Annotated in this window: 35 protein-coding genes; 14 read left to right on the forward strand and 21 right to left on the reverse strand. The window is 38.1% G+C overall.

Annotated features, from left to right (window positions below; all coding sequences use genetic code 11):
- Genes CEQ83_RS12605 through CEQ83_RS12620 form a run of 4 tightly spaced genes read right to left on the reverse strand, consistent with a single transcriptional unit; the run spans nucleotide 1 to nucleotide 4,821 of the window.
- A complete protein-coding gene (locus CEQ83_RS12605) occupies nucleotides 1-834 on the reverse strand; it encodes an FAD binding domain-containing protein (RefSeq protein WP_155017290.1) in 834 nt (277 codons plus the stop codon).
- The gene (locus CEQ83_RS12610; RefSeq protein ID WP_194273189.1) at nucleotides 821-3,151 is read right to left on the reverse strand and encodes a xanthine dehydrogenase family protein molybdopterin-binding subunit; all 2,331 of its coding nucleotides are present in this window, start codon (nucleotides 3,149-3,151) and stop codon (nucleotides 821-823) included. The genes CEQ83_RS12605 and CEQ83_RS12610 overlap by 14 nt, the downstream gene beginning before the upstream one ends.
- An 18-nt stretch (nucleotides 3,152-3,169) precedes the next feature.
- Nucleotides 3,170-3,820 (reverse strand): NTP transferase domain-containing protein, encoded by a 651-nt coding sequence (locus tag CEQ83_RS12615; protein ID WP_228123004.1) that lies wholly within the window; start codon nucleotides 3,818-3,820, stop codon nucleotides 3,170-3,172.
- Nucleotides 3,817-4,821 (reverse strand): XdhC family protein, encoded by a 1,005-nt coding sequence (locus CEQ83_RS12620; protein ID WP_099331062.1) that lies wholly within the window; start codon nucleotides 4,819-4,821, stop codon nucleotides 3,817-3,819. The genes CEQ83_RS12615 and CEQ83_RS12620 overlap by 4 nt, the downstream gene beginning before the upstream one ends.
- Nucleotides 4,822-5,005: 184 nt before the next feature.
- Between CEQ83_RS12620 and CEQ83_RS12625 the strand changes: the two genes are divergently transcribed.
- Together CEQ83_RS12625 and CEQ83_RS12630 are read left to right on the forward strand one after the other, a co-directional pair.
- On the forward strand, nucleotides 5,006-5,236 hold the full coding sequence (locus CEQ83_RS12625; protein WP_098113037.1) for a hypothetical protein: 231 nt from the start codon (nucleotides 5,006-5,008) through the stop codon (nucleotides 5,234-5,236).
- A gap of 12 nt (nucleotides 5,237-5,248) precedes the next feature.
- The gene (locus tag CEQ83_RS12630; RefSeq protein WP_013057270.1) at nucleotides 5,249-5,482 is read left to right on the forward strand and encodes a hypothetical protein; all 234 of its coding nucleotides are present in this window, start codon (nucleotides 5,249-5,251) and stop codon (nucleotides 5,480-5,482) included.
- 125 nt (nucleotides 5,483-5,607) lie between these two features.
- Here CEQ83_RS12630 and CEQ83_RS12635 read toward each other — a convergent pair whose 3' ends face one another.
- Nucleotides 5,608-5,847, reverse strand: a complete 240-nt coding sequence (locus CEQ83_RS12635) for a hypothetical protein (RefSeq protein WP_033579134.1) — start codon at nucleotides 5,845-5,847, stop codon at nucleotides 5,608-5,610.
- A gap of 70 nt (nucleotides 5,848-5,917) precedes the next feature.
- Here CEQ83_RS12635 and CEQ83_RS12640 point away from each other — a divergent pair, with 70 nt between their 5' ends.
- From CEQ83_RS12640 to CEQ83_RS12655, 5 genes are all read left to right on the forward strand, one after another.
- Nucleotides 5,918-6,391 (forward strand): Hsp20/alpha crystallin family protein, encoded by a 474-nt coding sequence (locus tag CEQ83_RS12640; RefSeq protein WP_155017291.1) that lies wholly within the window; start codon nucleotides 5,918-5,920, stop codon nucleotides 6,389-6,391.
- 147 nt (nucleotides 6,392-6,538) lie between these two features.
- Complete coding sequence (locus CEQ83_RS12645) at nucleotides 6,539-7,435, forward strand: dynamitin family protein (protein WP_098113038.1); 897 nt, start codon at nucleotides 6,539-6,541, stop codon at nucleotides 7,433-7,435.
- Nucleotides 7,436-7,527: 92 nt separating this feature from the next.
- A complete protein-coding gene (locus CEQ83_RS27590; RefSeq protein WP_013057274.1) occupies nucleotides 7,528-7,659 on the forward strand; it encodes a hypothetical protein in 132 nt (43 codons plus the stop codon).
- A 74-nt stretch (nucleotides 7,660-7,733) separates the two neighbouring features.
- Complete coding sequence (locus CEQ83_RS12650) at nucleotides 7,734-8,288, forward strand: PadR family transcriptional regulator (protein WP_098113039.1); 555 nt, start codon at nucleotides 7,734-7,736, stop codon at nucleotides 8,286-8,288.
- Nucleotides 8,285-8,755, forward strand: coding sequence for a DUF4188 domain-containing protein (locus tag CEQ83_RS12655; RefSeq protein ID WP_063247883.1), 471 nt, complete (start codon nucleotides 8,285-8,287; stop codon nucleotides 8,753-8,755). Before CEQ83_RS12650 ends, CEQ83_RS12655 begins: the two co-directional genes overlap by 4 nt.
- On the opposite strand, the gene CEQ83_RS12660 is transcribed toward CEQ83_RS12655, so the two are convergent.
- The 4 genes from CEQ83_RS12660 to CEQ83_RS12675 all read right to left on the reverse strand — a co-directional run bounded on the left by CEQ83_RS12660 (nucleotide 8,752) and on the right by CEQ83_RS12675 (nucleotide 10,598).
- Complete coding sequence (locus tag CEQ83_RS12660) at nucleotides 8,752-8,952, reverse strand: hypothetical protein (protein WP_099331063.1); 201 nt, start codon at nucleotides 8,950-8,952, stop codon at nucleotides 8,752-8,754. The genes CEQ83_RS12655 and CEQ83_RS12660 overlap by 4 nt on opposite strands.
- A 141-nt stretch (nucleotides 8,953-9,093) precedes the next feature.
- Complete coding sequence (locus tag CEQ83_RS12665) at nucleotides 9,094-9,789, reverse strand: class I SAM-dependent methyltransferase (RefSeq protein WP_098113041.1); 696 nt, start codon at nucleotides 9,787-9,789, stop codon at nucleotides 9,094-9,096.
- A gap of 67 nt (nucleotides 9,790-9,856) precedes the next feature.
- Nucleotides 9,857-10,198 carry a DUF3147 family protein gene (locus CEQ83_RS12670; protein WP_047750859.1) on the reverse strand — a complete coding sequence of 114 codons (342 nt, stop codon included), beginning with the start codon at nucleotides 10,196-10,198 and terminating at the stop codon, nucleotides 9,857-9,859.
- Entirely contained in the window at nucleotides 10,191-10,598 is a 408-nt protein-coding gene (locus tag CEQ83_RS12675; protein ID WP_098113042.1) for a MarR family winged helix-turn-helix transcriptional regulator, read from the reverse strand. Before CEQ83_RS12675 ends, CEQ83_RS12670 begins: the two co-directional genes overlap by 8 nt.
- 170 nt (nucleotides 10,599-10,768) lie before the next feature.
- On the opposite strand from CEQ83_RS12675, the gene pssA reads away from it, so the two are divergent.
- Nucleotides 10,769-11,260: a CDP-diacylglycerol--serine O-phosphatidyltransferase gene (gene pssA, locus CEQ83_RS12680; protein ID WP_176521421.1), complete on the forward strand. Its 492-nt coding sequence runs from the start codon at nucleotides 10,769-10,771 to the stop codon at nucleotides 11,258-11,260.
- Between the two features lie 32 nt (nucleotides 11,261-11,292).
- Here the strand turns inward: pssA and CEQ83_RS12685 are convergent, their stop codons facing one another.
- Nucleotides 11,293-11,520, reverse strand: a complete 228-nt coding sequence (locus tag CEQ83_RS12685; protein ID WP_048019218.1) for a hypothetical protein — start codon at nucleotides 11,518-11,520, stop codon at nucleotides 11,293-11,295.
- A gap of 219 nt (nucleotides 11,521-11,739) precedes the next feature.
- Between CEQ83_RS12685 and CEQ83_RS12690 the strand changes: the two genes are divergently transcribed.
- The 3 genes from CEQ83_RS12690 (at nucleotide 11,740) to CEQ83_RS12700 (ending at nucleotide 14,069) form a co-directional block, all read left to right on the forward strand.
- Nucleotides 11,740-12,498, forward strand: a complete 759-nt coding sequence (locus CEQ83_RS12690) for a TrmB family transcriptional regulator (protein WP_048019217.1) — start codon at nucleotides 11,740-11,742, stop codon at nucleotides 12,496-12,498.
- A 104-nt stretch (nucleotides 12,499-12,602) separates the two neighbouring features.
- Nucleotides 12,603-13,772, forward strand: a complete 1,170-nt coding sequence (locus CEQ83_RS12695) for an MFS transporter (protein ID WP_048019216.1) — start codon at nucleotides 12,603-12,605, stop codon at nucleotides 13,770-13,772.
- 123 nt (nucleotides 13,773-13,895) lie between these two features.
- Nucleotides 13,896-14,069 (forward strand): hypothetical protein, encoded by a 174-nt coding sequence (locus CEQ83_RS12700; RefSeq protein WP_306460852.1) that lies wholly within the window; start codon nucleotides 13,896-13,898, stop codon nucleotides 14,067-14,069.
- 48 nt (nucleotides 14,070-14,117) lie between these two features.
- On the opposite strand, the gene CEQ83_RS12705 is transcribed toward CEQ83_RS12700, so the two are convergent.
- The 7 genes from CEQ83_RS12705 to CEQ83_RS12735 all read right to left on the reverse strand — a co-directional run bounded on the left by CEQ83_RS12705 (nucleotide 14,118) and on the right by CEQ83_RS12735 (nucleotide 18,045).
- Nucleotides 14,118-14,576 carry a 2-thiouracil desulfurase family protein gene (locus tag CEQ83_RS12705; RefSeq protein WP_098113045.1) on the reverse strand — a complete coding sequence of 153 codons (459 nt, stop codon included), beginning with the start codon at nucleotides 14,574-14,576 and terminating at the stop codon, nucleotides 14,118-14,120.
- Between the two features lie 83 nt (nucleotides 14,577-14,659).
- Complete coding sequence (locus tag CEQ83_RS12710; RefSeq protein ID WP_098113046.1) at nucleotides 14,660-15,100, reverse strand: Asp23/Gls24 family envelope stress response protein; 441 nt, start codon at nucleotides 15,098-15,100, stop codon at nucleotides 14,660-14,662.
- Nucleotides 15,101-15,127: 27 nt separating this feature from the next.
- A complete protein-coding gene (locus tag CEQ83_RS12715) occupies nucleotides 15,128-15,337 on the reverse strand; it encodes a DUF2273 domain-containing protein (protein WP_048019213.1) in 210 nt (69 codons plus the stop codon).
- A gap of 15 nt (nucleotides 15,338-15,352) precedes the next feature.
- Nucleotides 15,353-15,895, reverse strand: a complete 543-nt coding sequence (gene amaP, locus CEQ83_RS12720) for an alkaline shock response membrane anchor protein AmaP (protein WP_033579150.1) — start codon at nucleotides 15,893-15,895, stop codon at nucleotides 15,353-15,355.
- A 146-nt stretch (nucleotides 15,896-16,041) separates the two neighbouring features.
- Complete coding sequence (locus CEQ83_RS12725; protein ID WP_098113048.1) at nucleotides 16,042-16,872, reverse strand: YihY/virulence factor BrkB family protein; 831 nt, start codon at nucleotides 16,870-16,872, stop codon at nucleotides 16,042-16,044.
- 281 nt (nucleotides 16,873-17,153) lie between these two features.
- A complete protein-coding gene (locus CEQ83_RS12730; protein WP_028413134.1) occupies nucleotides 17,154-17,516 on the reverse strand; it encodes a YidH family protein in 363 nt (120 codons plus the stop codon).
- Between the two features lie 178 nt (nucleotides 17,517-17,694).
- Entirely contained in the window at nucleotides 17,695-18,045 is a 351-nt protein-coding gene (locus CEQ83_RS12735; protein WP_306460851.1) for an alanine:cation symporter family protein, read from the reverse strand.
- A gap of 423 nt (nucleotides 18,046-18,468) precedes the next feature.
- Between CEQ83_RS12735 and CEQ83_RS12740 the strand changes: the two genes are divergently transcribed.
- Nucleotides 18,469-19,668, forward strand: a complete 1,200-nt coding sequence (locus tag CEQ83_RS12740) for a multidrug efflux MFS transporter (RefSeq protein WP_028413132.1) — start codon at nucleotides 18,469-18,471, stop codon at nucleotides 19,666-19,668.
- A 33-nt stretch (nucleotides 19,669-19,701) separates the two neighbouring features.
- Here CEQ83_RS12740 and CEQ83_RS12745 read toward each other — a convergent pair whose 3' ends face one another.
- The 4 genes from CEQ83_RS12745 to CEQ83_RS12760 form a co-directional block, all read right to left on the reverse strand.
- Nucleotides 19,702-20,001 (reverse strand): TIGR04104 family putative zinc finger protein, encoded by a 300-nt coding sequence (locus CEQ83_RS12745; RefSeq protein ID WP_028413131.1) that lies wholly within the window; start codon nucleotides 19,999-20,001, stop codon nucleotides 19,702-19,704.
- A gap of 153 nt (nucleotides 20,002-20,154) precedes the next feature.
- The gene (locus tag CEQ83_RS12750) at nucleotides 20,155-21,327 is read right to left on the reverse strand and encodes an MFS transporter (protein ID WP_098113050.1); all 1,173 of its coding nucleotides are present in this window, start codon (nucleotides 21,325-21,327) and stop codon (nucleotides 20,155-20,157) included.
- Nucleotides 21,297-21,743 (reverse strand): MerR family transcriptional regulator, encoded by a 447-nt coding sequence (locus tag CEQ83_RS12755; protein WP_074680920.1) that lies wholly within the window; start codon nucleotides 21,741-21,743, stop codon nucleotides 21,297-21,299. The genes CEQ83_RS12750 and CEQ83_RS12755 overlap by 31 nt, the downstream gene beginning before the upstream one ends.
- A 161-nt stretch (nucleotides 21,744-21,904) precedes the next feature.
- Nucleotides 21,905-22,567 carry a hypothetical protein gene (locus CEQ83_RS12760; protein WP_034269212.1) on the reverse strand — a complete coding sequence of 221 codons (663 nt, stop codon included), beginning with the start codon at nucleotides 22,565-22,567 and terminating at the stop codon, nucleotides 21,905-21,907.
- 248 nt (nucleotides 22,568-22,815) lie between these two features.
- On the opposite strand from CEQ83_RS12760, the gene CEQ83_RS12765 reads away from it, so the two are divergent.
- A complete protein-coding gene (locus CEQ83_RS12765; protein WP_013057294.1) occupies nucleotides 22,816-23,403 on the forward strand; it encodes a beta-class carbonic anhydrase in 588 nt (195 codons plus the stop codon).
- A 16-nt stretch (nucleotides 23,404-23,419) separates the two neighbouring features.
- Entirely contained in the window at nucleotides 23,420-25,039 is a 1,620-nt protein-coding gene (locus tag CEQ83_RS12770) for a SulP family inorganic anion transporter (protein WP_098113051.1), read from the forward strand.
- Nucleotides 25,040-25,047: the final 8 nt, after the last annotated feature.

Raw genomic sequence — 25,047 nt, forward strand, 5'->3', positions numbered from 1 at the left:
TTACGTTCCCCCCAGCTCTGTGAAAATATCAAACAATAAATTTTTAATCACAAATTTGCGATAGCGATTCGACCCTTCCCCATCATTTAAAATTGGAGCCGGTATATAATCAAGAGCATTTTGAATTCGAGCTTCTAATGGCGTTTCTTTATGATTTAGCATTTCTTCTATTTCTGCTGAGCGAAAAGGAAACGAACAGACTCCGCTGAAAGCTACTCGAATGGCTCCTTCTATTTTTAACGCTGCTATTGTCACTAATGGATATCCTGTATCCCACTGCTGGCGTTCTTTTATACTCATATATGGCAGGGCAGCGTACTTCTTTTCAACAAACACCTGAACAAGAAGTTCTCCGTTTTCCAGCTGCAAACGCCGGTTAAAAAGGGCGTGAATCGAATAGATATTGGTTCCAGCCGGACCTGCCACTGCAAGTTGACTATCTGTTAAAAGCAGCGGCAATACCGCTTCTCGATAAAAAATATGCCCACAAATATTTCCTCCTAGCGTTATTTTATTTCGAGCCGTGTGATCAGCCACTTCGCTAGCAGACTTACTTAATAAAGGAAACAAATTTTTATCTTCCAGTTCAGTTAACGTTACTCCTGCACCAAAAATCATCCAATCTTCATTAGCTTCGGTTTGTTGAAATTCAGGTATATTTTTTATATCAATAACAGCATGGGTAACAAACAAACCCAATCTGCCTAATGTCAGAATTTCGGTACCGCCAGCATAATACCGCGGCTGTTTGCCTTGATTCTCTAACTCTTGAAACAAGGCAACTGCTTCTGAAACAGTTCCAGGTTTGTGATATTCAAAGTCAAATGAAATCATCAGCATTCCCTTCTTTCATTCTCCAAATCAATTCTGGAATAAGCGGAAGTTGGTTTAATTCTGTTTCTGCCGCCACCGTTAAGCTGTTTCCTAAAGAAGCCGGCATACCAAGCAGCCCGTGTTCTCCGACTCCTCTAGCTCCGTACGCCGCATCTAATTGAGGCGTATGAATAAAATCTACTACGTACTCCGGATGCTCTCCGTAGCGAAGAGGACGATATTTCCGAAGCTGAGGATTTAAAATACGGCCATTTGAATCAAACCAAAATGTTTCTCTGCCTGCAAACGATAGCCCCATACTCATCGCACCCATGACTTGCCCGCGTGCCATTTTCTCGTTTAGCACGGTTCCTATATCAATAACAGAGACAGCTTTTACAATACGATACCTATACGTTCTAGGATTATATTCCACTTCAACTCCTTCAGCTGCTACCGTCCATTCAGGCCCCGGACGCCCAGCTCCCGTTTCTTTATCCAAGTAGGTCATCCCTCTTAAAATATAGTTGCCTCTCCCTATAATTTGCCCTCCAATTGCATTTCCGTTCGGATATTTATAGCCATATACAATTTCTTTAAAGGCCAAGGATGTTTCAGGCTCATCCCGTAAAAAAACTTTTTCATTTTTTATTTCGATATCTTCCTCAGAAGCTCGAAATATACAAGAAGCTATCTTTTTTAATTGATTAATCACATCTTCAGCGGCTTCTAAAACCGCTCTTCCTGCCATAAAAGTGCCTCTGCTAGCCACCGTTTTCCAATGTTCAGGAGTCGTTTGAGTATCTACTTCCATTCGCACATGAATGCGTTCCACGCGCATCTGCAATTTTTCAGCCAGTATTTGCGCGAGCACGGTTTTCGTTCCCGTGCCTAATTCAATAACGCCAGACATTAAATTCACGCTTCCATCCGGATTGAATGTTAGAATAACACCGGAACCTGCGTTTGTTTCAATGGTAGAGGTTTTCCAGACGCAGCTAATCCCCTTAGCAGTAATAAGGCCGTTTTCATGCACCGTTCTCTGTCCTTCCTCCCATTTGATCAGCTGCTTCAAGCGACGAATACATTCTGGTAAGTTACCCACGCTGCTAGACGTTAAACGTACTTGCGTAGGCGTAGTATCGCCCGGCAAAATAGCATTTTTTTCTCTAAACTCCAAAGGATCTATACCTGCTTTTTTAGCAAGGATGTCCATCGTGCGCTCGAACGCAAATAATAGTTCTGAGTGGCTGAATCCTCGAAAAGGAGAAGCGTAAGGGTGATTTGTATATACACATAATGAATCACAAAAAATATGTTCAAGACGATAAGGTCCTGTACAGTCAGCTGCTGCAGCTTTACTCAGGTCCGTTCCTTTATCTGCATAAGCACCGCTGTCAAACAAATAAAGAATGTCAGCAGCCTGCAAGAGTCCCTCTTTAGAACAACCTAACTTGATTTTGGCATCTAGACCTATGTGAGCAGGCGAAGTGAGCATATCTTCTTCTCTTGTATTTAATATTTTAACCAGTCTTCCACCAACAGCTTTTGAAGCTATATATGCAAGCAACTCCAGCTGGACAGCTGCTTTTCCTCCGTAGCCTCCTCCTACTAGCGGTGTTTCAACGATCACTTTTCCCGCTTCAATTTCAAAGTACTCACTGATTAATTTTTTCACCATAAAAGGAGCTTGAGAAGAAGTGATAATTTTAACTAATCCATTCGGAAGAATTTCAGCAGCGGCACTTCTTGTTTCCATTGCCGCGTGATCTGAAGGAGATAGAGAAAACGTTTCTTCAACTATTAACTCACTTTTTTGCCAACCTTCTTCCATATTGCCTTTTCGTATTTTGACTCTGTTTGCTACGTTGGTGCCGGGCTCTGGATACACCGTTTCATCATGCTTGTAGATGTGCATATGTTCATGCACTAAAGGAGAATCCGGCTCAATAGCGGCGCTAGGAGAATGAACGACAGGTAACGGCTCATATTGAATATGGACAGCACTCGCCGCACGCTCAGCGAGTGCAGGAGTCTCTGCTACTATAAGGACTACGGCTTCTCCGTGATACCGCACTTTTTCAAACGCAAGCGGTCGCCGGTCACGAACTCCCTCTCCGGTTAACGGCAAATGCTCACCCGTCACAACTGCATGAACACCGGGAGTAGCGATCGCTGCTTGAATGTCTATTGCTTGAATTCTTGCATGAGCGTAAGGACTGACTACTATTTTGGCGTGAAGGGAACCTTTAAAACTGTAATCATTCGTGTACCGAGCTGTTCCCGTCACTTTTTCTAACGCATCTTTTCGAATCACGCTTTTCCCAATAACATCCACTCTTTTCACCTCCATCAATCAAACCCGTCTACATTTCTCTTTATATATCTTTTTAATGCTTTCATACGCTTGTTTTGTATCAACATCCATAAAAAAGGAAGCGTCGGTACATTCATAAAACATTCCATTTCCAGGTCCGTTTTGCCTTATAATTTTTCTTGCTCCTTGATCTCCTTGGAGCTTATCCAAGCTTGAAAACATTTGTTTTGAAAATAAAACCGGCGCTCTGGCAATTCCTTGATAAAAAGATGAAATAAACGGAACGGAAAAATGTTTTTCAAACAGAGAAACAAATGTATCTATCAGAACGATACTTATAAGAGGCTGATCTGCCAGCAGCACAATAATAGCATCAGCGCTTAATTCTTTTGCTTTTTTTAATCCGCACTTTAAAGACGCAGACTGACCTTTTAAGGCGCTACTACAAGAAGTATGACTCCACTTCTGCTGATATGCTTTTGAAAAAAGAATAGGGTCAATCCACTCAAGAGAATCTCCTTTCTTTGTGACTACTATCGTATGATTTACTTTTGAACAAACCGCTTTTCGTAAAGCTTTACTCCCTAAACATCCATTCCCTAAAGGCAGCAGCAGCTTATTGGTGCCCATCCTTTTACTAGCTCCCGCGGCAAGATAAACAGCAACAATATTTAATCCGGATATTTTCACACCTTTTTTTCATCATACATTCGGAGGTTTTGAATTAATTCAGCAAGAATACTAACGGCAATTTCCTGCGGTCCTACCGCTCCTATAGAAAGTCCCACCGGGGAATGAATATGGGAAGGAATATCAGTATTCAATAATCGAAGCGTTCGCTTTTTAGATCCTAAAACTCCTATATACTTTACAGGTTTTGATTTTAATAGGGAGAGAATTTCTTGATCGCGATAAAAATTATGCGTCATGATCACAACAAAATTATCGCTCTGCACGGACAATTGTTTGTCTACTTCCTCTGGGAATCCAATATGTATTTCCTCTGCTAGCGGAAAATGTTCCTTATTACATAAAGCTGGTCTCCAGTCGCATAAGGTAACAAGAAAACCCGTATTGGCAGCAAGTGATACTAAATATTTTGCATCGGTACCTGCCCCCCATATAATTAGACGAGGCTTCGGTTTATATAGATGAGCATATGTGAGCAGAGAGCAATTTGAAAGTTGAATACCGCTCTTTTTCCCATTCCAATCATCTGTTGCAAAAGATGATTGGTCGCTATTTGCACCAAATGTTTCGCCCGTCTTTTCTACATAAAAAGAAGTTGTTTGAATAAAGTCTTTTTCTAATTTTTTAATATGTAAAACAGGATTTCGGTTATCTAACTGACGTTTTACCCGCAAAAGGTTTTGCTTCATCCTCGCAGTTACGGGCTCTAGGAGAATATAGAGGATTCCATTGCAGCCTGCTCCTTGTCCCCACCCTGCATCACCTTCTTCTTTTAAATTATACGTAACGGTTAATACATGTTCTGTGTGGAACAACTCTTTTACGCGCTCAGCAAGATCTGCTTCTACACAACCAGCGCTTAACATCCCAATATTCTCCCCGTTTTCTTGAAACAGCATGGACGTTCCTTCCTTTAAATAAGAGGATCCTTCTACATGAATAATCGTTGCCAACACGCTTTTTACTGTTAATCTTTCTACAGCATGTAAAATGTCATGCATTTTTATTATCTCCTCCTTTTACTACTGATTTTTTAAAATCTTTTCACGTTTTGTGGAGAACTAAAATACGCTACAGTAGACTACTTCTGCTCTTGGAATGAATCCATGTATTATTCATATTTTCACCGAAGTTACAATAAGCTTTTAAAGACTTAGAAGAACTGTCGTTTGAAAGGAGAATAGTATGCTATTTGACTCAACAAAAATCAACCTAGGAAAATTGAACGTTCGCAGTGCTGATCAAGCAAGCAGTATTTCTATTGGAAATACGTTAAAAGTTACAAGGTATGTAACAGCAAAGAAAAATCAGGCCTTCGGACAGCAGCTCGCTGATCAATGTTTTTCAGCAGAATCTGCTTACAAAACTGTAGATAATGATTATGTGGATGCATTTGCAACAAAAAATGATAAATAAGGAGGAAACCATATGATTTTTTCACCTATGGTCATTAACTTACAAGCCTTCAAAGTGAACGTTCTGGATAATTCATCCGTTTTAAGCATAGGACCTAATCAGCAGCTTGACGTGTTCGTATCTTATAAACGTAATCAAGGACTAGGAGAATCAAACGGAGATTTTTCTCCAAACGTAACTCCGTTCTCATGGATTATAGATTCAGATGTAAACGATTCAAACTCAGTTAAAAACAGCGTAATTTAAGCTTCTACACCGCCTCTAACGAGCATGACTAGCAGCATACCTTCATCTATTCGTCTACTAGTATTCAACCTGATGCCTAATAAATATAACCTGCGTCTGAACTGGCTATATTTATTAGGCTCTTTCTATGAAATGGGTACTTTTTGAAAAGACGATGGGCTATCAATTTGATCACGATCATCAACACAGCTTCTCGTTCCTATAAACCCGCTATCATCACCGAAATTTTGCCCAAACCCCTGTGTTTTTTTATCTGAATTATTCCAGTCTGCTAGTAAATTCTGTCCGATATTTACCGCAGACGCATTTTCAAAGGAATTTATCTTTAGCATTAAAATATTAATATTTATAGATGCACCTGACATTTAAACCACCCCCTTTTCAAACTATATTCAAATTCCATCTTTTTATGATGTGTGGTAAGGAGGAAACCATATGGACTTTGATAAACTTATGCAGTGGATGGAATTCGCTAAAAAATATCAAACAAACGACTTTTGGAACGGTGTTTTTGATCAAACTGCTTTTAACGAATTTATGAAAGAAAATATGGATATGACTGCTCAGGATTCGCATCAGGCTCCTCAACCTCCTAGAAGTAATTTTCCACCTATCGACATTTATGTTACTCCTCACGAGATCATTGTTATCGCTGACCTGCCTGGTTATCTAAAAGAAAACTTGCACGTTTCTGTTTCAGGCAGCCGGCTTCTATTAAAAGGCTCGCCCCACCCTCTCATTACAGGGCAGCCTGTTGTACAAGAACGACCTTCTGGAGATTTCAACCGAATTATCGAATTGCCTGAGCCTACAGATGCGCATCATCTGCGTGCAAAATTTGAAAATGGACTGCTTATTCTTTCTTATCACAGGAAGTTTTTTCAAGAAGAGCGTATTCATATTGAATAAGGTTTAGTAGTTTTACGAATGAAACGTAATGCTGCACATAAGCATTTATAAATGCAAAAAATTTAATATTAACTCCCAAACTGAATCAATATGTATTTATCTAACTGTGATTACAGAGGAAATAAGCCCAAGATGAGGAGAAGCGAAATGTCTATGAAAGGATTTTTTAACCCCAAACAGACTAACCAACATCTTCAAACTGAGCTAGCGGACTTCAAACATCAAATCAAGCGTATTAACACGCTTGAAGTTCACATGAACCGTTTTTTAAAACTCGAACCGCAAATGGGTTCTCTCATAATGCTCAAAAAAAAGCTGGAGTCTCAGCCAGCGCTTTCCAACGATTCTTCATCTTCACAAAGAAGTGCTCACAAAAACACTGAACAATCATATACAAAAGACATGCAGGATACTGCTAGGCAGCTTCATTTTTTAAAAGAAAAAGTAGCACAATTGGAACAAATCATCTCCACGCAAAACCCTCGCGATAAAAAGAAAGAAGCTGTGCCTTATCCGGATATAGCTAGCTTAGTAGAACAATATGTAGAGAAACAAATGGCTCCTTATCTCGAAAAAATGAACGAACTAGATAACAGAGTTTCAGCATTAGAGCGAAGTATGTCGCTTTTAACTGAAGTACAGGTGGACATGCTAAAACGAACGTCTTCCCTTCAAGAAGAAGTAAAATTGATTCATCAAAAAGCGGCACTTTTAGAAAATGCTCCCCCTCCTATTCATATTGATAAATTTTTTCTTGATAAATACGAACAAAACAACAATATTGGCCAAGTGGGCATTAAGGAGCTCGGAGGTGCTTTAAACATCGGAGCTACATACGGAAGCGGAGCTATACCAAAGGATTTCACGGACCAAATCCAAAAAGATATGGAAGAGTTAAAAAACGCTAAATCAGATATTTCTTCTGGTAAACCGAAGCCTGCACAAGAGGATAAAGAGAATTCTTCTTCCGCTTTCGAAAAAGAAGAAGCGTATACAGAAGTTCCTATTTTTGATGAAGATGATCCAAAGGAAGAGTCAGTCTAAAAAAGTTATAAAATTATATTTAGTTATGACTAGAATTTTTGCAAGCTATTCTTTACACTATAGGTAATAACTTCAAAAAAGGAGATATGCTGATGCCAAAGCTTTTATGGAGAATAGGTGCTGTCATGTTGCTAATGTGTGGAGGCTTTATCTTTTTATTTATTGCTGCTTCGCAAATGATGGTTCAGCAATACAAACCTTTTTTTAGACGCGAGAGTGCATAACTCTCGCGTTTTTTTATTGAATAATATCCTGTTTATGGTAATATATATCAAAAAGATATAGGTGAGGAAAGTAAATGAAGGAAAATCAAACAACATATGCGATTTTAGGACTGCTTACCACTGAATGCAGAACTGGTTATGAAATTAAGCGGTTAATGGATCGAAGTTTAAATCATTTTTGGAAAATTAGCTATGGTCAAATTTATCCCACTTTACAAAAGCTTGTGAATGAAGAACTAGCAACGGTAAATTCCGTTACTCAAACTGATAAACCGGATAAAAAAGTGTACGCAATAACAACTAAAGGAAAAGAAGTTCTGCAAGATTGGCTGCGTGAACCTATTAAGCAGCTCCCCTCAGAACGAAATGAACTTTTGTTAAAACTATTTTTTAGTAGTCACCAAGAAAAGCAGCTCACAATTTCGCAGTTAAAAAACGCTCAGCAGAAACTAACTGAACGCTATCACATGTATTGCGGAATCGAAGACAGCATTTCTAAAAGCCCTTCTCCTGACAGAACGTATTGGCTTATTACCCTAGACTACGGTAAACGAACAACTCGTGCTTCGATGGAATGGTGCAAAGATACGATTAATAAATTATATGATGAGGAGGCGCAGAATTTATGATTCATTCCAATCGTGTAATGGCTAAGCCCGGTCAGGATCTGGTCGTCTTTGTTATAGGAATGCGTATTAATAAATGGACAGCCGTACACAAATGGCTCCCTGTATTTAAAGCAATGCCTCCTATGATTCGCGAATTGTATGCAAACAAAAATCTTGGCTTTTTATCTTTGCAAGGATCTTTTAATTTAAGAACCATTACGCTGATTCAATATTGGGAGTCAGTTGATCAATTGACCTCCTATGCCAAAGGTCCTCAGCACTTAAAAGCTTGGAATTCTTTTTATAAACAGGCTTCAAAAACGAATGCAGTTGGCATTTATCATGAAACGTACGTCATTCCTGCAGGAAATTATGAATCAGTATATGTGAATATGCCTTCGTTCGGCTTAGCTAAAGCGCTTGGATCTGAAACCATAACGAAGCATACTCAAACTGCTAAAAAACGTTTGAATGTTAAAAGAGGTTAAGACATGACGAAATGAATCCAATCTAAAGACGAACAAATGGGATGCATGAGCTGAACCGCTTGTGACGCCGCAGTTGATTTCCATGCAAGGCTTCGCTTTCCGCGGGCGGCCGCTGAGCCTCCTCGTCGCTTCCGCTCCTGCGGGGTCTCACCTGTTCCGCTTTTCCCGCAGGAGTCTTCGCCTTGCCCTCCAATCAACTGCTAAAAGGAATGACACAGATGAAACATACGTTCACCCTAACAAAAGAAAAAAACGAACCCTTGATTAACATGTTTGATCAAGGGTTCGTTTTTCACTTGGGCTAAAATACTTTTTCCTCAGCCTCTTCATTACATTTGTTATACATATATTTTCAGCATTTGATTGGCACCTTTTTGAAATTCATACGGGACATCTGCTATTTCTGTTCCTTTTACTAGAGGCGCAATCTCTTCTAAAAGCTGCGGCAAATAGGTAGAAATCTTGCCGCTCAGGTCCGTTAAAGGAAACAAGCGCACTTCCTCTTTTGTAACGCGTATCAGTTCTTTTAAAGCCTCTAAATGAAACGGATAATCTAACCGGTCGCTGTACATAAATAAAAAGTTTGCACAAAGCGTTAAATCAAATTCGTTCTTTTGAAACGGCAAATTAGGAAGCGCTCCGTACTGATAGGCTTCGGGGCTCTTTTTCATATGAGCAATACAATCTTTTAATGCTCTTTTTCGATGTTCAGTTAAATTATCAATAGATGAAAAATATTTCCACACATATTGCTCCTGTACGTGCTGCATTTGATTCATCGTATGAATTAAATCCAGGCTTCCCTTCTTTTCAAGCTCTTCTGCCGTAAATTTATAGGCAATATCACAGCTAGTAGCCGCCGCACCTTGCTGCAAGGCATAAGCAGTAAAAGAACAGGCTCCGCTAGCACAATCTAACACTTTTTTTCCTTTTAAACGCTTGTCATTCAAATTAAACATAGCTCTATACTCTTCAAACGTTCTGCCGATAAAAACAACTCGGTCAATTCCTAACTTTTTCTCTGCTAAACTCAACTCTACTCAGCTCCTATCTTTTACTCAGACCTTTATTTTACAGAAAATTGGATTAAATTCCAATAGTTTATGTAGTAATTAGGTTAATCACCATCTTTTGAAGCACTAAAAACAAGGCCCAACACATAACTCCTATGGATAAACTCACAAACAAATGAAGGGAGTTTTTTACACAAATATAGACGACAGCAAGTAATAAAATAGTGCCTGGGAGTCCATAAAGAACGCCAAGTGTAAACTGACTGACCACTTCCTTTTTTTCTCCTTGCACTGACAACCATATAATACTTAGTAAGCTCACAATTGGAAGAGCAGCCACGATTCCACCGTATGCCGGAAATCTTTTGGCCATTTCTGTTACCCCTGCAATAATAAGAGCCGACATTAAAATTTTGATGATACTATACATGTTCTGCACGCTCGCTCAATAACTGAAAAGCCTGTTGAATCAGCTGTTTTTCAGATGCTGTCATTTCGCGTAAAATAGCTGATACTTTTTCTTCATCCAAGCTTGAATTCCGTTTTAAGATGTCTTTTCCTGCTTCTGTTAAATGCAGAATTACTTTTCTTTCATCCTGTATATCTCTATTTTTATACACATATCCTTTCTCGATGCTTCTCTTTACATGTTCAGATGCCGTATTATGTGAAATAGTTAAATAATCTGCGATTTCTCTTATTCCAACCGAAGATGATTTGTCGATATGCTGCAAAAGACGTATGGTTTGGTGCGTAATTTTCTCTTGATGCGTATAGTGCAAATGATAATAAATAGACGTCCAATAGCCGTTTAACTCCTCTACTTTCATGATCATGCTCCTTTATATCGTATTTTTAGTTATTATCGTATTATACGATATATATTACAGAAACGACAGCCAGTTTTCAATACTACCTTCTTTTTATCTTGCATCTCACATAATAATACGATTTAACAGTTACACTAATCGTACACACTGTGAAAGGCGGTTGTATGACATTGATGCTTCGACTGTTAAAATGGGTTCCGAATCTCTTTACGATTGGAAATTTGCTAAGCGGCGTATTTTCCATAGCCTTTAATATGAACAGCTACGAACGCTTAGCTGCTCTTTTTATTTTTTTAGCCGCTTTTTTCGATTTATTTGACGGAAAAATTGCCAGAAAGCTAAAAGTTAACAGTGAGTTTGGTGTAGAGCTAGATTCTTTGGCTGATATTATAAGCTTTGGCGTAGCGCCTGCAATGCTATTTCATACTCTTTCTCCCCACTCTTGGCTAACCGTACTCGCTTTTATGATTTATCCAAGCATGGGTGCATTAAGGTTAGCTAAATTTAGCGCAAATCCAACTGTAGGTTACTTTATAGGACTGCCTATTCCTTTTCCAGCTCTAATTATCGCACTGCTCGGCATGTTTTATTATGTGAATCCTTATCTTATGATTATTTTAGCCATTTTGATGGTGAGTCCTATCCGGATCATGAAAATTTAGATGCCATAAAAGACAGACAAAATGCCTGTCTTTTATAGCGCTGTCCATTCCTCACACAGCATTTTATGCTTAAATCTCAGCTCATGTTCTCTTTTTTCAAGCTGAGCTTGTAAAGAAAGCCACTCCTTATTATCAGGTGCTGAGCATAATTTTTCTTCAAGAGACAGTAAGGAATCCAGTACGTCTTCAAGTTGAGCAGCAACTTCTCTTTGCTGTTTCATGTTCATTTTTTTCAACAGTAGTTTTTCATTTTTCTTCATTTTTTTCACCTCTTTCTTTTCTTTACCCGATGATGAGTGTTTTAGTATGAAAAGCACGTGATTAAAAATAGTTTTATTGTAGTAAAGACCCTTTAATAGCCTATTTTTTATCTTTGTTGATTATTTAGAACATAGTTTAATAAGATATATTTACAATTAGTAATACTTTTACAAACCGTGATATACTAAAAAAAAAGAAAGGATGATGAATAGAGAATTATGCTGCAAAAATTTGGTTTTTCTCAGTATGAAAGTCAAGTATATGAAGCGCTGCTTGCGAATGAAGGTCCGCTGGATGCTAGTTCGATTGTCACGTATTCGCATGTTCCAAAAGCAAAGATTTATGAAGTACTTAATCGTTTAATTGATAAAGGCATTGTAGTAAATACATTGTCCGGGAAAAAGAAACTTTATTCAGCGGTAGCCCTTCAAACCGTCATTCAAAAACTTACTGCTGATTTTGAAAATGACATTAATGAATTAAAAACATATAAAATTAAAAGAACGTTTACAGATGATCATGTTTGGAGTTTAAAAGATAAATCCTCTATTTCTGCTCACATTGAACAATTGATTCACGAAGCGGAATCTTCTATTATTTTATCGGCTTGGAATGATGAGTTGGAACATTACCGCTCATTGCTAGAAGAAAAAGAGAAACAAGGCGTAAACGTCGAGGTCTTAACCATAGGAAACTTGCAGACTGCCCTCAAACATTTACATACATTAAATCCAATAGATGATCATAAAAACCTTGAGCCGTCGCAGTTGATTATTGTTGACGATGCTTACCTTTTATTTGCGGGCATTGAACATGAGACATGGAAAGCAATAAAAACCATGTCGCAGCCGCTTGTAAAAGTTTTTGCTGATTTCTTTTACCATGACGTTGCACTTACCCATATTACAAAGAAATATCAAGAGCAGCTTCTTCAGGATTCTGAGATCATGGAGCTGCTTACTCGACTGCGATATTAAAAAGGTTACTAATGAATTAGTAACCTTTTTAATATTACCTATTGAAATCCACTCTAAAAAAGGTTACTATTCTAGTTGTAACTTTTTAAAGAGGGGGTTTTTTGATGAATAAAAAAGTTTACATACTTGCGATTGCTTCTTTTGTTGTTGGAACAGTCGAATTAATTCTAGGAGGCATCTTAGACTTAATTGCCGATGCATTTCATGTATCACTAGCAAAAGCAGGTTATTTAATCTCTATTTATTCGTTTGTTTATGCCTTGTCTGCGCCGATTTTACTAAATGTGACGGCTAAGATAGAGCGTAAAAAAGTTTATATGTGGACATTATTTATTTTCTTATTGAGCAATGTATTTTCAGCCTACAGTTCGGGCTATTATATGCTATTAATCGGGCGTATCCTCGCTGCTGCGAGCGGCTCTTTTATTATTGTCCTATCTACCACAATGGCCTCTAGAATGGTAAAGCCTGAATATCAAGGCAGAGCAATTGGCGTTGTGTTTATGGGAATCAGCGGCTCACTTGTTTTGGGTATTCCTCTTGGTATTTTGATTGGAAATGCGCTTGGCTGGCGTCAAGTATTTGTTATGATTGCAATCTTAACTGCTATTATTATGATTACCGTTTGGTTTACAATGGAGCGTCTAGCTCCCGCTCCAATTGTACCGTTAAAGACTCAGATAAAAGCTTTACGCAATAAAAAAATGCTTGCTATTCACCTAGCAACATTGTTTGTACTGGCGGGCCATTTAACGCTTTATGCGTACTTCACGCCATTTTTACAAGAAACGCTAGGATTAAATACAACGATGGTAACCATTATTTATGGTATTTTCGGTCTTGCTGCAGTGGCAGGAGGAGGACTTGGAGGAGCTGTTTCTGATAGATGGAACCCTTCTTCGTCTGTTATCACCATGATTGCTCTCTTTTTTGTTAGCATGATTGCTATGCCGTTTGGCGTTCATTTGCCATTCGTTGTGTTCTTGCTTCTTATGATTATTTGGAGTGCGCTCAGCTGGGCGGTCTCACCGGCTCAAAGCAATTTAATTATTCATAGTGCACGCGACACGTCGGACATTTTAATCAGCACCAATGCAGCGATTTCACACGTAGGAATTGCGATCGGCTCCTATGTCGGAGGAATTGTCGTTAATCAATACTCTGTTATTTATAACGGCTGGGTCGGGTCTATTTTTGTATTGCTTGGTCTTTGCTTCTCTCTTTATGCGGTAACACGAACAGAAAGCACAGCAGATACGCTTCACAGTAAATAAGCTTTTACAAAAAGAGATTGGATAAAAATAATTTCATAAAAGTGAAACACGAACTATCTATCAAAAATGGATAAATAGTTCGTGTTTTTTTATAATCATGGTGAACGCAGGTACTTATAGCTGTTGGTTGGAGGACAAGGTGAAGACTCCTGCGGGAACAGCGAAACAGATGAGACCCCGCAGGAGCGAAGCGACGAGGAGGCTCATCGGCCGCCCGCGGAAAGCGAAGCCTTGCACGGAAATCAACAGCGGTCGAGCAAGCAGTCCAGATCATGCATCCAAATTGTTTGTCTTTGAGTTGGATTCATTTCGTTCTGTCCCATCCTCTTGTCATTGTGATTGCTCTTAATACATTTTAGCTGCAAATTGAGATTCGGATATAACGATAAAACCATGCTTTCTTAACAACGCAGTCGTTACCCCTTCACCGGCTATTTTAACACCTAGAAATGCTCCGTTATATATATGTTCACTTCCGCATGAAGGACTGTTTTCTTTTAGTACAATAACAGTAGCTTTTATTTCTTTTGCGATGTTCAGTGCCTTATAGGCCCCGTCTATGTATATATCTGTCACGTCTTTTCCCGATCGTTCAATAACTCGCGCATTTCCGTTTATTACGTCTATTCCCGTTCCTTTTATAATTTCTGCCGGTTCTCTAGGCGTGTGAAATCCACCTAACAGTTCCGGACATATCATCACCGCTTCTTTATTTTTAACGAGCGCTTCCATTTCCTTAACTAAGGCACTACTTCCATTATATCTGCAAGCTTGACCTGCTAAGCAAGAACTAACCAATATCACAGAATTCTCCCTCCCATAAAAAAACACTTCTCATTCATCATACAAAGAATATATGACGAATGGAAGTGTTTACCTTTTATATTTTATTCAAGATCACGCTTTGACTCCTGCTCTTTGTCTCGATCCGTTTTCGCTTCAAATTCAGATCGAGTCATTACGTCCTCTACATGCATATTTACTTCTACTACCTCTAATCCCGTCATATCGTGAACTGATTTTTTTACGTTATTAACAGTTTCAGAGAAAATGGATGGAACATTTTTTCCGTATTCGACAATTACTTTTAAATCAAGGGCCACTTGCTTTTCTCCTACTTCAGCGTTAATCCCTTTTGTGATATCTTCCGTGCTGCGGAAGCGATCTGTTAACCCGCTCATAAATCCGCCGCTCATTGATAAAATCCCTTTAATTTCGTTAGCTGCAATTCCAGCAATTTTTTTAATGACTTGATCTTCAAATGTTAATGTATTTTGATTTGTATTTTCCTGAGATTTTACTGCTGTATTTGTTTCATTAACTGCCATAACGAACATCTCCCTTAAAGTGATTTTCTATCTTCCTTTAGTAAAAAATCCTACCCAATTATTTAAGTCTAAATGACCATCTCGCCACTTCCCGATTACATAACCAATTCCCATAAAAGCTACAATTAGCAGCGTGGGGCCAAAACCAATTGTTAATAGTAAAATTGCCAACACTAAACCTGCCAAAATACCAAGTACTCGGCCACGGTATGGAATCAATTTATCTGGAGTACCCATTATGTCCCTCCTTCATCACACAACACGCTCTTTCTTTCGCGTTTGTGTATCTGTTAAATCGATGCGGACGGAGTGAACGGGAAGCTCAAGTAAAGCCTCTACGGCACGTTTCGTTTCAAGCTGCATCTCTTTTCCTAGTGTTGGTAGTCCATCTCGTCCAAACAGCGAACAGTTAATATATAGACTAACTCTTTCTTTACGAGAATGAATAGATGCTTGGACTTCAGGAGAGCGTATTCCCTGAAAGCCTCTAATTGCTCGCAAAGCTGTAGATTCAATCGTGGCTTTAGAAATGGTTATTTTGCCTTCGCCTGTTACAATTGCTAAATTCTTTTTAGGCGGCCTGCTAAATATGCCTGTTAAAAGAAAAATAATAAAAATAACAGCTAAAAATGCGCTTATTGACAATATTGTGTAGTAAAACCACTCCTGATGCTGCCACTTTTCTACCCAGTTCGAAAGGTGAGGAACCTTATAAACCATCAGTGCTAACATACCGGAACAAATCAGTCCTGCAATTCCAATAACTGCGATTAAAAACCGATTAAAATTATTCAATTTTCCACCTCATCTCAACGTGAACTCCTACTGTTTTTTAGTTATGTGTATAGGAAAGGCAACGAGATATTCAATAGTTACCCGCGATATTTTTTTAATAAACCTTTTAACTGTAAAACTGAATATAAAAAAACGACTAGGTTTCCCTAGTCGTTTTCCACGTCTCTATACGTTGTCTTGTGAGCTTTGATGAACTTATTACCGTTTATTAAACCGCCAATTAATAAAATAGCGGCCGTTAAATAAAACCAGACCATTAAAATAATAATACTTCCAAGCTGACCATAGATTTGCGAGTAGCTTCCAAACTGGACATAGTATCCAAATCCGGTAGATACAACTTGCCATCCTAGTGTGGAGAAAACAGCTCCTGGAAGTACATCTTTCCACGTTACTCTTGCGCTTGGCATCAGTTTGTAAAAAAGAATAAAAAAGCCTAATAAAAATAATGTCCCAATTCCCCATCTAATTGTCGTCCAGCTTTGAAACCATATGTCAGGAACATGGACTTTTGTTAACACCAAATGTCGAATGACTTCTTCAATAATTGGCACAAACAATGAAATAGCTACCACAACCATAAAGCCAAAGGTCAAAATTAAATCATTGATTAAACCGCGCAAAAACGTTTGTTTTCTTTGAATATGATACGCATCATTTAACGAGCGAACCAAAGATTGTATAGCCATAGATGCGAGCCAAAAAGTTGCTAATAAACTAAAAGACAAAACTTTTTTCCCGCTATTGTTAACTGTTTCAATTGATCTTTCAATTACGTCGTAGGCGCTTTTAGGGGTAAATGGTTCAATAAAGACGAGCAAATTGTTTGTGTCAATTGGAAAGAAACTCAGCAGTGAAAAAAGAAAAATAATAAACGGTACAAAAGATAACAAAAAATAGTAGGCTGTTTGAGCAGCCTGATCAAAGAAACGCTCCGTAAAAAAACGAGCGGCAACGGTCTTGGATGTTTGAATCATACAGCGTTCTCCTTTACTTTCGATTCACCGTGTAGTGAAATTCATATTCAATTTTTATGTTCAACATGTATTGGATAAGTTTTGGCTTATACAGCTTTCCTTTTCCATTATCCGCGGATAACAAAGAATTTAACCTGTAAAATCACACAGCCGGTTTGTAAAAGAAGATATTATTATCATTGCCTCTGCCATTACCACCATATTAATAGATCTTCTTTTTCTTTTATAAAACCGTAAATTCTTTGGGACTGATTCCCTTTTTTCTTATATCTTAAACTTTTTTACGCTATGTTAAAAAAATAAAACATAAGAGCGCCGATCAGCATCAGCATAATCATTAAAACAAAAATAACCAAAGCGTGAGATGATTGATACGTTTGGCTGTTAATTTTTTTGCGGGTTGAAAAATAATGATAAGTTGAGAAAAGAAGCAACCCTGCACTTGCAGCTAAAGAAAAGATGATAACAGCAATAATAAGAGTATCGGCTGCTTCACTTAAATTTTTCCCCGAATTAAAATGCAAACCACCTGCAACAAAACCAATGCCGAGTGTAGCAATAGACGTTCGAATCCACGCTAAATACGTTCGTTCATTTGCTAAATGCTGCTGAATATAAATAGATTCATTTTCTTTTTTAGTCATGCACATACCACCGTCCTTTTATATGTCTTCTATTATAAATAAATGCTCAAACGAAAATAAATTGAGGACGCTTCATGCCACATTATACCCAAAAAAAACGAATCATTACCATTTTCAAGCGGTCGAAAAAGCTGCTTCACAAACTAAAAAAAGCCAACCCCAGTTGGCTTTTTTTAGTTTATGAAACATTTTCTTTATCTTGATTATGCTGATATTCCTCGTCCCAATAATCAGCGTTTTGAATTCCTAATTTCCCAGGAAAAAAGACAGGATCTATCCCTTGTTTTCTCTGCTCGCGATAATCTTTTAAGGTTATTAAAGCAGGCTTAGCTAAAATCAAAATTGCAATTAAATTGAACCAAACCATTATTCCAACTCCGATGTCTGCTAATGCCCATGCAGTTTCAGCTGTTCGGATAGACCCGTACAAAGTAGTGGCTAAAAGAGCTGCCTTAAGGATCATGGATACTATTTTATTTTGTTTGCCTTTCATTACGTAAGCTAAGGTCGTTTCCGCATTATGAATAATGAGAACATAGTTTTAATATAGAGTTAAAAAACAGAAAATTCACTCTTTTTGTCAGGTTGTTTTACACATTATTTGATAAATAGACAAAATTTGTGGATATAACGTATATTTTAGACAGATTATCTGACGCTTTTTTCAGTGAAGCATAAGTTCTTTACATATCCCCTACTGTTACAGCATAAGGTAATGAGTGAACTAAGGGTCACTTTATGTTCTAGGCGGAGTGTAACCGCAGCACATCTTTCTGTTTTCATTTCATGTTAATAGTTCACTAAGTGAATCATTTTATTTTTAAATATTTCTGATATGTGGTATAATTTAAGCTGATAAAAAGATGCTGCATGTATGCTAAAAGAGCAGGCCGTATGGTTTCGCTCTTTTGTTGTTTTTACGCTATGCGGCACGACGAAAGAAGGAAATAGAATGGAATTATGGAAACGAAACTTGTACATTTGCTGGTTCGGTTCTTTTTGCACCACAGCCGGGATGAGTTTAGTTATTCCGTTTTTACCGCTTTATATTGAAAAGCTGGGAGTTCACGATACAAGCTCCATCAGCAGATGGGCTGGTATTGCGTTTGGAGCTACCTTTTTAATGGCGGCTATTGTTTCTCCTTTATGGGGGAGTTTGGCCGATAAATACGGGCGAAAGCTTATGCTCCTTCGCGCAAGCTTGGGTATGGCAATTGTTATGACTTCTATTGGTTTTGTGCAAAATGTCTATCAGCTTGTCGGGCTGCGCTTTTTAATGGGGGCCGTTTCCGGCTTCATCTCTGCAGCCATTACGTTAGTAGCGACTCAAACACCTAAAGAGCACAGCGGTAAAGCATTAGGGACGTTGTCTACAGGGGCTGTATCAGGATCTTTATTAGGACCGCTAGTAGGCGGCTACTTAGGAGATACAATTGGATTGCGTCACGTCTTTTTCGTAACAGGCGCATTTATGTTTTTGTCTTTTTTAATTGTAAATTTAATTCAAGAAGACAAAAAAGAGACGGCGAAAACGACGAAAGAGTCTAACATTGGGTTACTTTCTCTTAAGAATTCAAAGGCCGTGATTGGTGTATTTGTTACAACTTTTTTACTGCAGCTTGCGGTTATGGCTATTCAGCCAATTGTTACACTGTATGTAAAACAACTGTCTACTCATACCGACCATCTTGCCCTTATTTCAGGCTTTGTCGTAGCGGCAACAGGAATTTCAAATATTTTAGCTGCATCCAAACTTGGCAAAGTCAGCGATCGCGTGGGTCCTCAAAATGTGCTTCAAATATGCTTGCTTATCGTAGCGGTTATTTGCGGCTTGCAGGCCTTTGTGCATAGTACTTGGCAGCTATTCTTACTGCGTTTTTTACTCGGTTTTGCAATGGGAGGATTATTACCTTCTATTAATTCTTATTTAAAGAAAATTGTGCCGGACTCGATTACAGGTAAAATGTTTGGATATAATCAAACAGCGCAATACTTTGGGAATTTAGCCGGTCCAGTCATTGGCGGACAAATTGCCGGAGCTAAAGGAATTCCTTACGTATTCTTAACAACGAGTGTTCTTCTACTGTTGAATGCTGGGTGGGTATATTATCAGCGTCATCACGGACAACAGCTAGACGGTAAAGCCGCATAAAAAAACCTTCCGTTTTAACGGAAGGTTTTTTTATTACCACAAGGGTTCTTCTTCGCTGCTTACTTCATAAGAAAGTGGCATCATAATAACCGCTGCTATGAAGAAAATAAGCTCCGCGACAACAATGGATGGAAAGGAAAAGTCAAATAGTGAGAGAATAAGCCAAATAATAAGGGGTGCAAATGAGTAGATTGATAATCGCTTTTGGGATTTTGCAGAGATATACTGTTGTTTGTCACAGTGTGGGCATTCTAAAACGTTTCTAAATGTTAACAGTTGTTTAAAGGTTGTCCTCCAGTTCCATTTATGATTACAATTTTGACAGGTGGCCATGGGCATCACGCTCCTAAAAAGAATTTATGTACATATAAAGTATACGTACAAGTTGGTAAAGAGTTTCATTTTTATGATTAAAAACGTTTTTACTATTATAACATAAAACAAAATAAAAGGCTTTTTACAGGAAAAAGCCTTTTATTTCAACGTTTATTTAGAAACAGCTTCATTCGTTTGAGAAGTTGTTTTTACTTTTATAACCATAATAACAAAAGCGAGCAATCCAAGAATCGCTGCTACAAGAAAAGGAGCTTGAGGCGCTACGGCATTGCCGATAACTCCTGATAATAAAGGAGCAAACGCTGCGCCTAACCATCTTAAGAAATTATATCCTCCAGATGTAATTCCTCGTTCATAAGGAGATACTTCCATTACATGACTCGTAAATAATGCATTATTAAGTCCTGATACAAGACCTGCTGCCATAATTAAAACAATGCGCAACCATGTTGCATCAAAGGCAAATAAACAAATTAAAATAAGTGAAAAAACAATTAAGCTAACATGTAACACTTGTTTTGGCTGATATCTTTTTTCTAACTGATGTGCTAAAACCGCTGAGCCATAAGCTAAACATAATCCCCATCCAAAGAAAACAAAGCCAATTTGAAGAGCTCCGATCGATAGAATAAGCGGCGTATAAGCTAACACTGTAAAAAATCCGTAGTAATAAAGCATGCCTGATACAGCGCCTTGAGTAAATGGTTTTAATTTATAAAGTTTAACCATGTCTTTAAAACCTGCTGCTTTACGAGATTTAGTGCTTGTAGGCTGTTTAACAATCGTTAATACTAAAATAAAGGCGATAAAAATTAAAGCACTTGTACCGAAAAACGGCAATCTCCAAGAAGCATTTCCTAACACGCCTCCTACAAGCGGTCCTCCGGCCATCCCCAAACCAATTGCAGCTTCATATAATCCTACTGCTTTTTTCACTTCACCTGATAATGCAATAAGCAGCGTCATAGCTGTTGCAAAGAAAAACGAATTACCAAGTCCCCAACCTGCTCGGAAAATGGAAAGCTGAGGAATGTTGTTAGAAAACCCGCATAGGGCTGCAAAAATCGTCACAATGATAAGTCCTGTTACCATTAAGCGCTTGTCTCCTACACGTGACGCTAGAATGCCTGCTGGAATCATCATAATAGCCATCATCAACAAATAGGAAGTAAATAACATTTCTACTTGCCAATGAGAAGCTCCAATTTGCTTAGCAATTTCCGGTAAAATCGGATCTACTACTCCAATTCCCATAAATGCTAAAAAAGTAGCTACTACCGTAATAATTTGACCTAATCGGTTATTTGAATGCTGTCCTTCCACTCTTTCATCTCTCCTTTTGTTTTTGTTTTTTCATGTATTGCCATAGCAGATTCTCGCATTTCTTTTAATTCTGTTTTAAATGCCTGCATTTTTACAACTTTAAAATCAATCATCTTGATTTGATTTTCTAGCAAATCTTCTATTTGCGTGATCTCTTTCACTGACAATCCTTGCCGCTCACTTCTTTCTTCAATCATTCTTTTAAGCGACATAAACTGCTGCAGCTCCTGTAGAGAAAAACCGAGAACTTCTTTTGCTTCTGCTACTTTTCTTAGTTCTTTTACCTCTTCTTCGGAATAAATTCGTGCATTTCCTTTTGTGCGCTGCGGGGGTAAAATGAGTCCAATCTCTTCATAATACCGAAGAGCTCGCTTGGTCAAACCGGTCATTTTCGTCACGTCATCGATTAAATACATATGTTTCACCTCACCTCTCATTAACATTAACGTTAACGTTAACGTTAATCATTTATATACTCATTATAGATTAACGTTAACGTTAATGTCAACAATATTAAGGTATTTTATGTAAATCTTAAAAATATGTGCACAAAAAAACCTATTGAAAAATCAATAGGTTACATCAATATGTCATATAGCTGCTGTGCTGTTTCTCCTGTTACTTTACCGTACACTCCTCTTTTTTTAGAAGTAAGTTCCGCACTATCGGAGGTGAATCGTACATTGTATACAGCGCCCTCATAAGTAAGCTGTACATCTGGGTCAAGAGCGACGCTGTAATCAGCTTTTTTCCATTGAATTTGTTTCATAATTGATTCTACAGTTAAAGCATCTTCTGAACTTAACGTTTTATCTCCTGCTTTTATAGGCTTGCCCTCCCTGTTTTTATTAAATTTTAGTTCCGAATGAGAAGATGAAAATTCAAGTTGGTTTTTATCATGCGCTATGAAATCTTGGGGTAGTTCTACATAGCGGACAACCTCTCCTTCGTGTACAAACACAAGCATTTGATCAGCAGCAGATATTTTTTTCATCACTTCTTCACTAACCGGTGCGTTTACAAGTTTTTCTACGTCGGCTTTCTTGCTTTTGTTTGTGAATAAATATCCTTTTTCCCATTTAAAATCACTTAACTTCGATACATCCACTGAGCTTACACCTTTTTTTTCAAATGATTGCTGAATATTCTCTCCCATTTCTTTGTCGTTGGTGACTTGGGCATTAGAACTGCACCCTACTAAACAACAGAAAATAATGCCTATTACTATAAGAACCTTCACTTTTGCCTTCCTCCTCTCTACCATTCTTTTATAAAATTCCAACTTTGTACCATTTTAACATATAATTCCTATTTTTCGCGAAAACAAACAAAGAATACGCTTACATAATTTCACGCATATAATTTCTGTTTATTTATAAGTTTTTTCTGAATATTTTAAGAAAATTTTAATATTTTATTTAGTTCGTTTTTAAACTTTATCTTTAGACTAAAAAATAAGTTAAAAATAAATAACGCAGGAGGAAAACAATGACTTGTCTATCTGAAGTTTTAAAGTTTAATGAAAAATTTGTAACCAATAATCAATTTGAGGCTTTTCAAACATCCAAATTTCCTAACAAAAAAATAGTCATTTTAACTTGTATGGATACACGTTTGTTAGAATTACTTCCTAAAGCTATGGGGCTAAAAAATGGAGATGCAAAAATAGTGAAAAATGCCGGAGCTGTTATCTCCCATCCCTTTGGTAGCGTCATGAGAAGTATCTTAGTTGCCGTCTACGCTTTGCAAGCTGATGAAGTATGTGTCATCGGTCATCATGAATGTGGAATGACGGGCATGAAAGCTGAAGCTATTTTAGCCTCTGCTGAACAAAGAGGGATTAGCACGGAACAGATTCGTAATCTAAAATATGCTGGTATTGATTTAGAATCATGGCTGACTGGGTTTGAATGTGTAGAGGATAGTGTCGAAAACAGTGTGGATATGATTCGAAATCACCCTTTATTACCAAAAGACGTGCTTGTTTCTGGAATGGTTATTCATCCTTCAACAGGAAAACTTGACGTCGTTGTAAACGGCTATTCCCAAGACCGAGCTGAAACCGTAAGCTCATGAAGGAGGGTTTTATCGAATGCTAAAAGATAACCGATTTCAAGGCTATTCAGCAGGGCATTTACAAAAAGACATTATCGCCGGTTTGGTTGTTGGGGTCGTTGCTATTCCTTTAGCAATGGCCTTTGCCATCGCTTCTGGTGTAAGACCTGAATACGGAATTTATACAACCATTATCGCAGGGATTATGGTTTCAATATTAGGCGGATCGAAATTTCAAATTGCAGGCCCAACAGGTGCATTTGTTCCGGTGCTGCTTGGAGTTGTCATGCAATATGGTTATGAGAACCTCATTATTGCCGGCTTTATGGCTGGAATTATGATTACGCTTCTCGGAATATTTAAACTAGGGAAACTTATAAAGTTTATTCCGCGCCCTGTGACGATTGGATTTACAGCAGGAATTGCGATTATTATTTTCTCAGGTCAGATCGCTAACTTTTTAGGCCTAAAGGGAATTGCAAAACATGAGGAATTTCATTTAAATATGATTGAAATCCTACGAAAAATTGCAACGATTAACATTTACAGCGTCATCATAGCCGCTATTTGTTTAGCTATCGTGATTATAACGCCAAAGTTTTTACCTAAAATTCCCGGTGCCCTTCTAGGTCTTCTTGTCTCCACACTTGTAGCCATTACACTGTTCCCAGGAAAAGTTGCAACGATTGGCTCTACTTACGGTGCCATTCCGAGTAAACTACCATCTTTTAGCTTCCCAGATTTAACATGGGATAACATCGTGATGCTATTTCCTGCTGCCTGCGTAATTGCGATGCTTGGAGGTATTGAATCTTTACTATCAGCTGTTGTTGCTGATAATATGGCCAAAACCAAGCATAATAGCAATAAAGAGCTTGTGGGTCAAGGAATTGCTAATATCGCTACCTCGCTATTTGGCGGAATTCCTGCAACTGGTGCCATTGCCAGAACAGCTACTAATATTAAAAACGGGGCGGCTTCTCCGTTATCAGGAGTTATACACGGCTTAGTTGTTTTATTGGTCCTTGTGATGCTGGCTCCTTATGCATCAAACATTCCGCTGGCAAGTATGGCACCTATTTTAATGTTTGTGGCTTGGAATATGAGTGAACGTAAAGAATTTGCACATATTTTAAAAACCAAGTCAGCTGATTCATTTGTACTTGTAGCTACGTTTTTATTAACAGTTTCAATCGATTTAACAACAGGTGTAGGCGTAGGTCTACTTTTAGCTATTGTTATGTTCGTGAAACGAATGAGCGGATCACTGAAGATTTCAAAGGTTTTAGCGGAAACATCTGAAAACGCTCACAAATCTGAGCTGATGGAATATACCATGCAAGGATCTCTTTTCTTTGGATCGGCTGAAGTACTGGAAGATTCTTTTGATAACATCGTCGAAGCGAAACCGAAAGTTTTATTGCTTCGAATGAGCCAAGTATCCTTTATTGATACATCTGGAGAAGCTTTACTATCAAAGGTGGTCGAACGGTTGAAAGATTCGCATAGCCAAGTCGTTATTTCTGGCTTACAGCACCAGCCGAAAGAAATGTTAAAGTCAACCGGTCTATACGATAAGATCGGTGAAAAAAATATATTTTCCTCCGAACCTCCCGTCAGTAAGATTAAAGCTCGTCATAGAATCGTTACTACGTAATAAAAAAG

The sequence above is a fragment of the Priestia megaterium genome, assembly GCF_009497655.1.
Lineage (GTDB): Bacteria > Bacillota > Bacilli > Bacillales > Bacillaceae_H > Priestia > Priestia zanthoxyli.

Excerpts from the sequence above, each read along its gene's own strand:
- CEQ83_RS12605 (WP_155017290.1), bottom strand. The coding sequence starts at position 834 with ATGATTTCATTTGACTTTGAATATCACAAACCTGGAACTGTTTCAGAA.
- CEQ83_RS12620 (WP_099331062.1), bottom strand. The coding sequence starts at position 4,821 with ATGCATGACATTTTACATGCTGTAGAAAGATTAACAGTAAAAAGCGTG.
- CEQ83_RS12625 (WP_098113037.1), top strand. The coding sequence starts at position 5,006 with ATGCTATTTGACTCAACAAAAATCAACCTAGGAAAATTGAACGTTCGC.
- CEQ83_RS12630 (WP_013057270.1), top strand. The coding sequence starts at position 5,249 with ATGATTTTTTCACCTATGGTCATTAACTTACAAGCCTTCAAAGTGAAC.
- CEQ83_RS12635 (WP_033579134.1), bottom strand. The coding sequence starts at position 5,847 with ATGTCAGGTGCATCTATAAATATTAATATTTTAATGCTAAAGATAAAT.
- CEQ83_RS12640 (WP_155017291.1), top strand. The coding sequence starts at position 5,918 with ATGGACTTTGATAAACTTATGCAGTGGATGGAATTCGCTAAAAAATAT.
- CEQ83_RS12645 (WP_098113038.1), top strand. The coding sequence starts at position 6,539 with ATGTCTATGAAAGGATTTTTTAACCCCAAACAGACTAACCAACATCTT.
- CEQ83_RS27590 (WP_013057274.1), top strand. The coding sequence starts at position 7,528 with ATGCCAAAGCTTTTATGGAGAATAGGTGCTGTCATGTTGCTAATGTGT.
- CEQ83_RS12650 (WP_098113039.1), top strand. The coding sequence starts at position 7,734 with ATGAAGGAAAATCAAACAACATATGCGATTTTAGGACTGCTTACCACT.
- CEQ83_RS12655 (WP_063247883.1), top strand. The coding sequence starts at position 8,285 with ATGATTCATTCCAATCGTGTAATGGCTAAGCCCGGTCAGGATCTGGTC.
- CEQ83_RS12670 (WP_047750859.1), bottom strand. The coding sequence starts at position 10,198 with ATGTATAGTATCATCAAAATTTTAATGTCGGCTCTTATTATTGCAGGG.
- CEQ83_RS12675 (WP_098113042.1), bottom strand. The coding sequence starts at position 10,598 with ATGAAAGTAGAGGAGTTAAACGGCTATTGGACGTCTATTTATTATCAT.
- CEQ83_RS12685 (WP_048019218.1), bottom strand. The coding sequence starts at position 11,520 with ATGAAGAAAAATGAAAAACTACTGTTGAAAAAAATGAACATGAAACAG.
- CEQ83_RS12690 (WP_048019217.1), top strand. The coding sequence starts at position 11,740 with ATGCTGCAAAAATTTGGTTTTTCTCAGTATGAAAGTCAAGTATATGAA.
- CEQ83_RS12695 (WP_048019216.1), top strand. The coding sequence starts at position 12,603 with ATGAATAAAAAAGTTTACATACTTGCGATTGCTTCTTTTGTTGTTGGA.
- CEQ83_RS12710 (WP_098113046.1), bottom strand. The coding sequence starts at position 15,100 with ATGGCAGTTAATGAAACAAATACAGCAGTAAAATCTCAGGAAAATACA.
- CEQ83_RS12715 (WP_048019213.1), bottom strand. The coding sequence starts at position 15,337 with ATGGGTACTCCAGATAAATTGATTCCATACCGTGGCCGAGTACTTGGT.
- CEQ83_RS12725 (WP_098113048.1), bottom strand. The coding sequence starts at position 16,872 with ATGATTCAAACATCCAAGACCGTTGCCGCTCGTTTTTTTACGGAGCGT.
- CEQ83_RS12730 (WP_028413134.1), bottom strand. The coding sequence starts at position 17,516 with ATGACTAAAAAAGAAAATGAATCTATTTATATTCAGCAGCATTTAGCA.
- CEQ83_RS12740 (WP_028413132.1), top strand. The coding sequence starts at position 18,469 with ATGGAATTATGGAAACGAAACTTGTACATTTGCTGGTTCGGTTCTTTT.
- CEQ83_RS12745 (WP_028413131.1), bottom strand. The coding sequence starts at position 20,001 with ATGGCCACCTGTCAAAATTGTAATCATAAATGGAACTGGAGGACAACC.
- CEQ83_RS12755 (WP_074680920.1), bottom strand. The coding sequence starts at position 21,743 with ATGTATTTAATCGATGACGTGACGAAAATGACCGGTTTGACCAAGCGA.
- CEQ83_RS12765 (WP_013057294.1), top strand. The coding sequence starts at position 22,816 with ATGACTTGTCTATCTGAAGTTTTAAAGTTTAATGAAAAATTTGTAACC.
- CEQ83_RS12770 (WP_098113051.1), top strand. The coding sequence starts at position 23,420 with ATGCTAAAAGATAACCGATTTCAAGGCTATTCAGCAGGGCATTTACAA.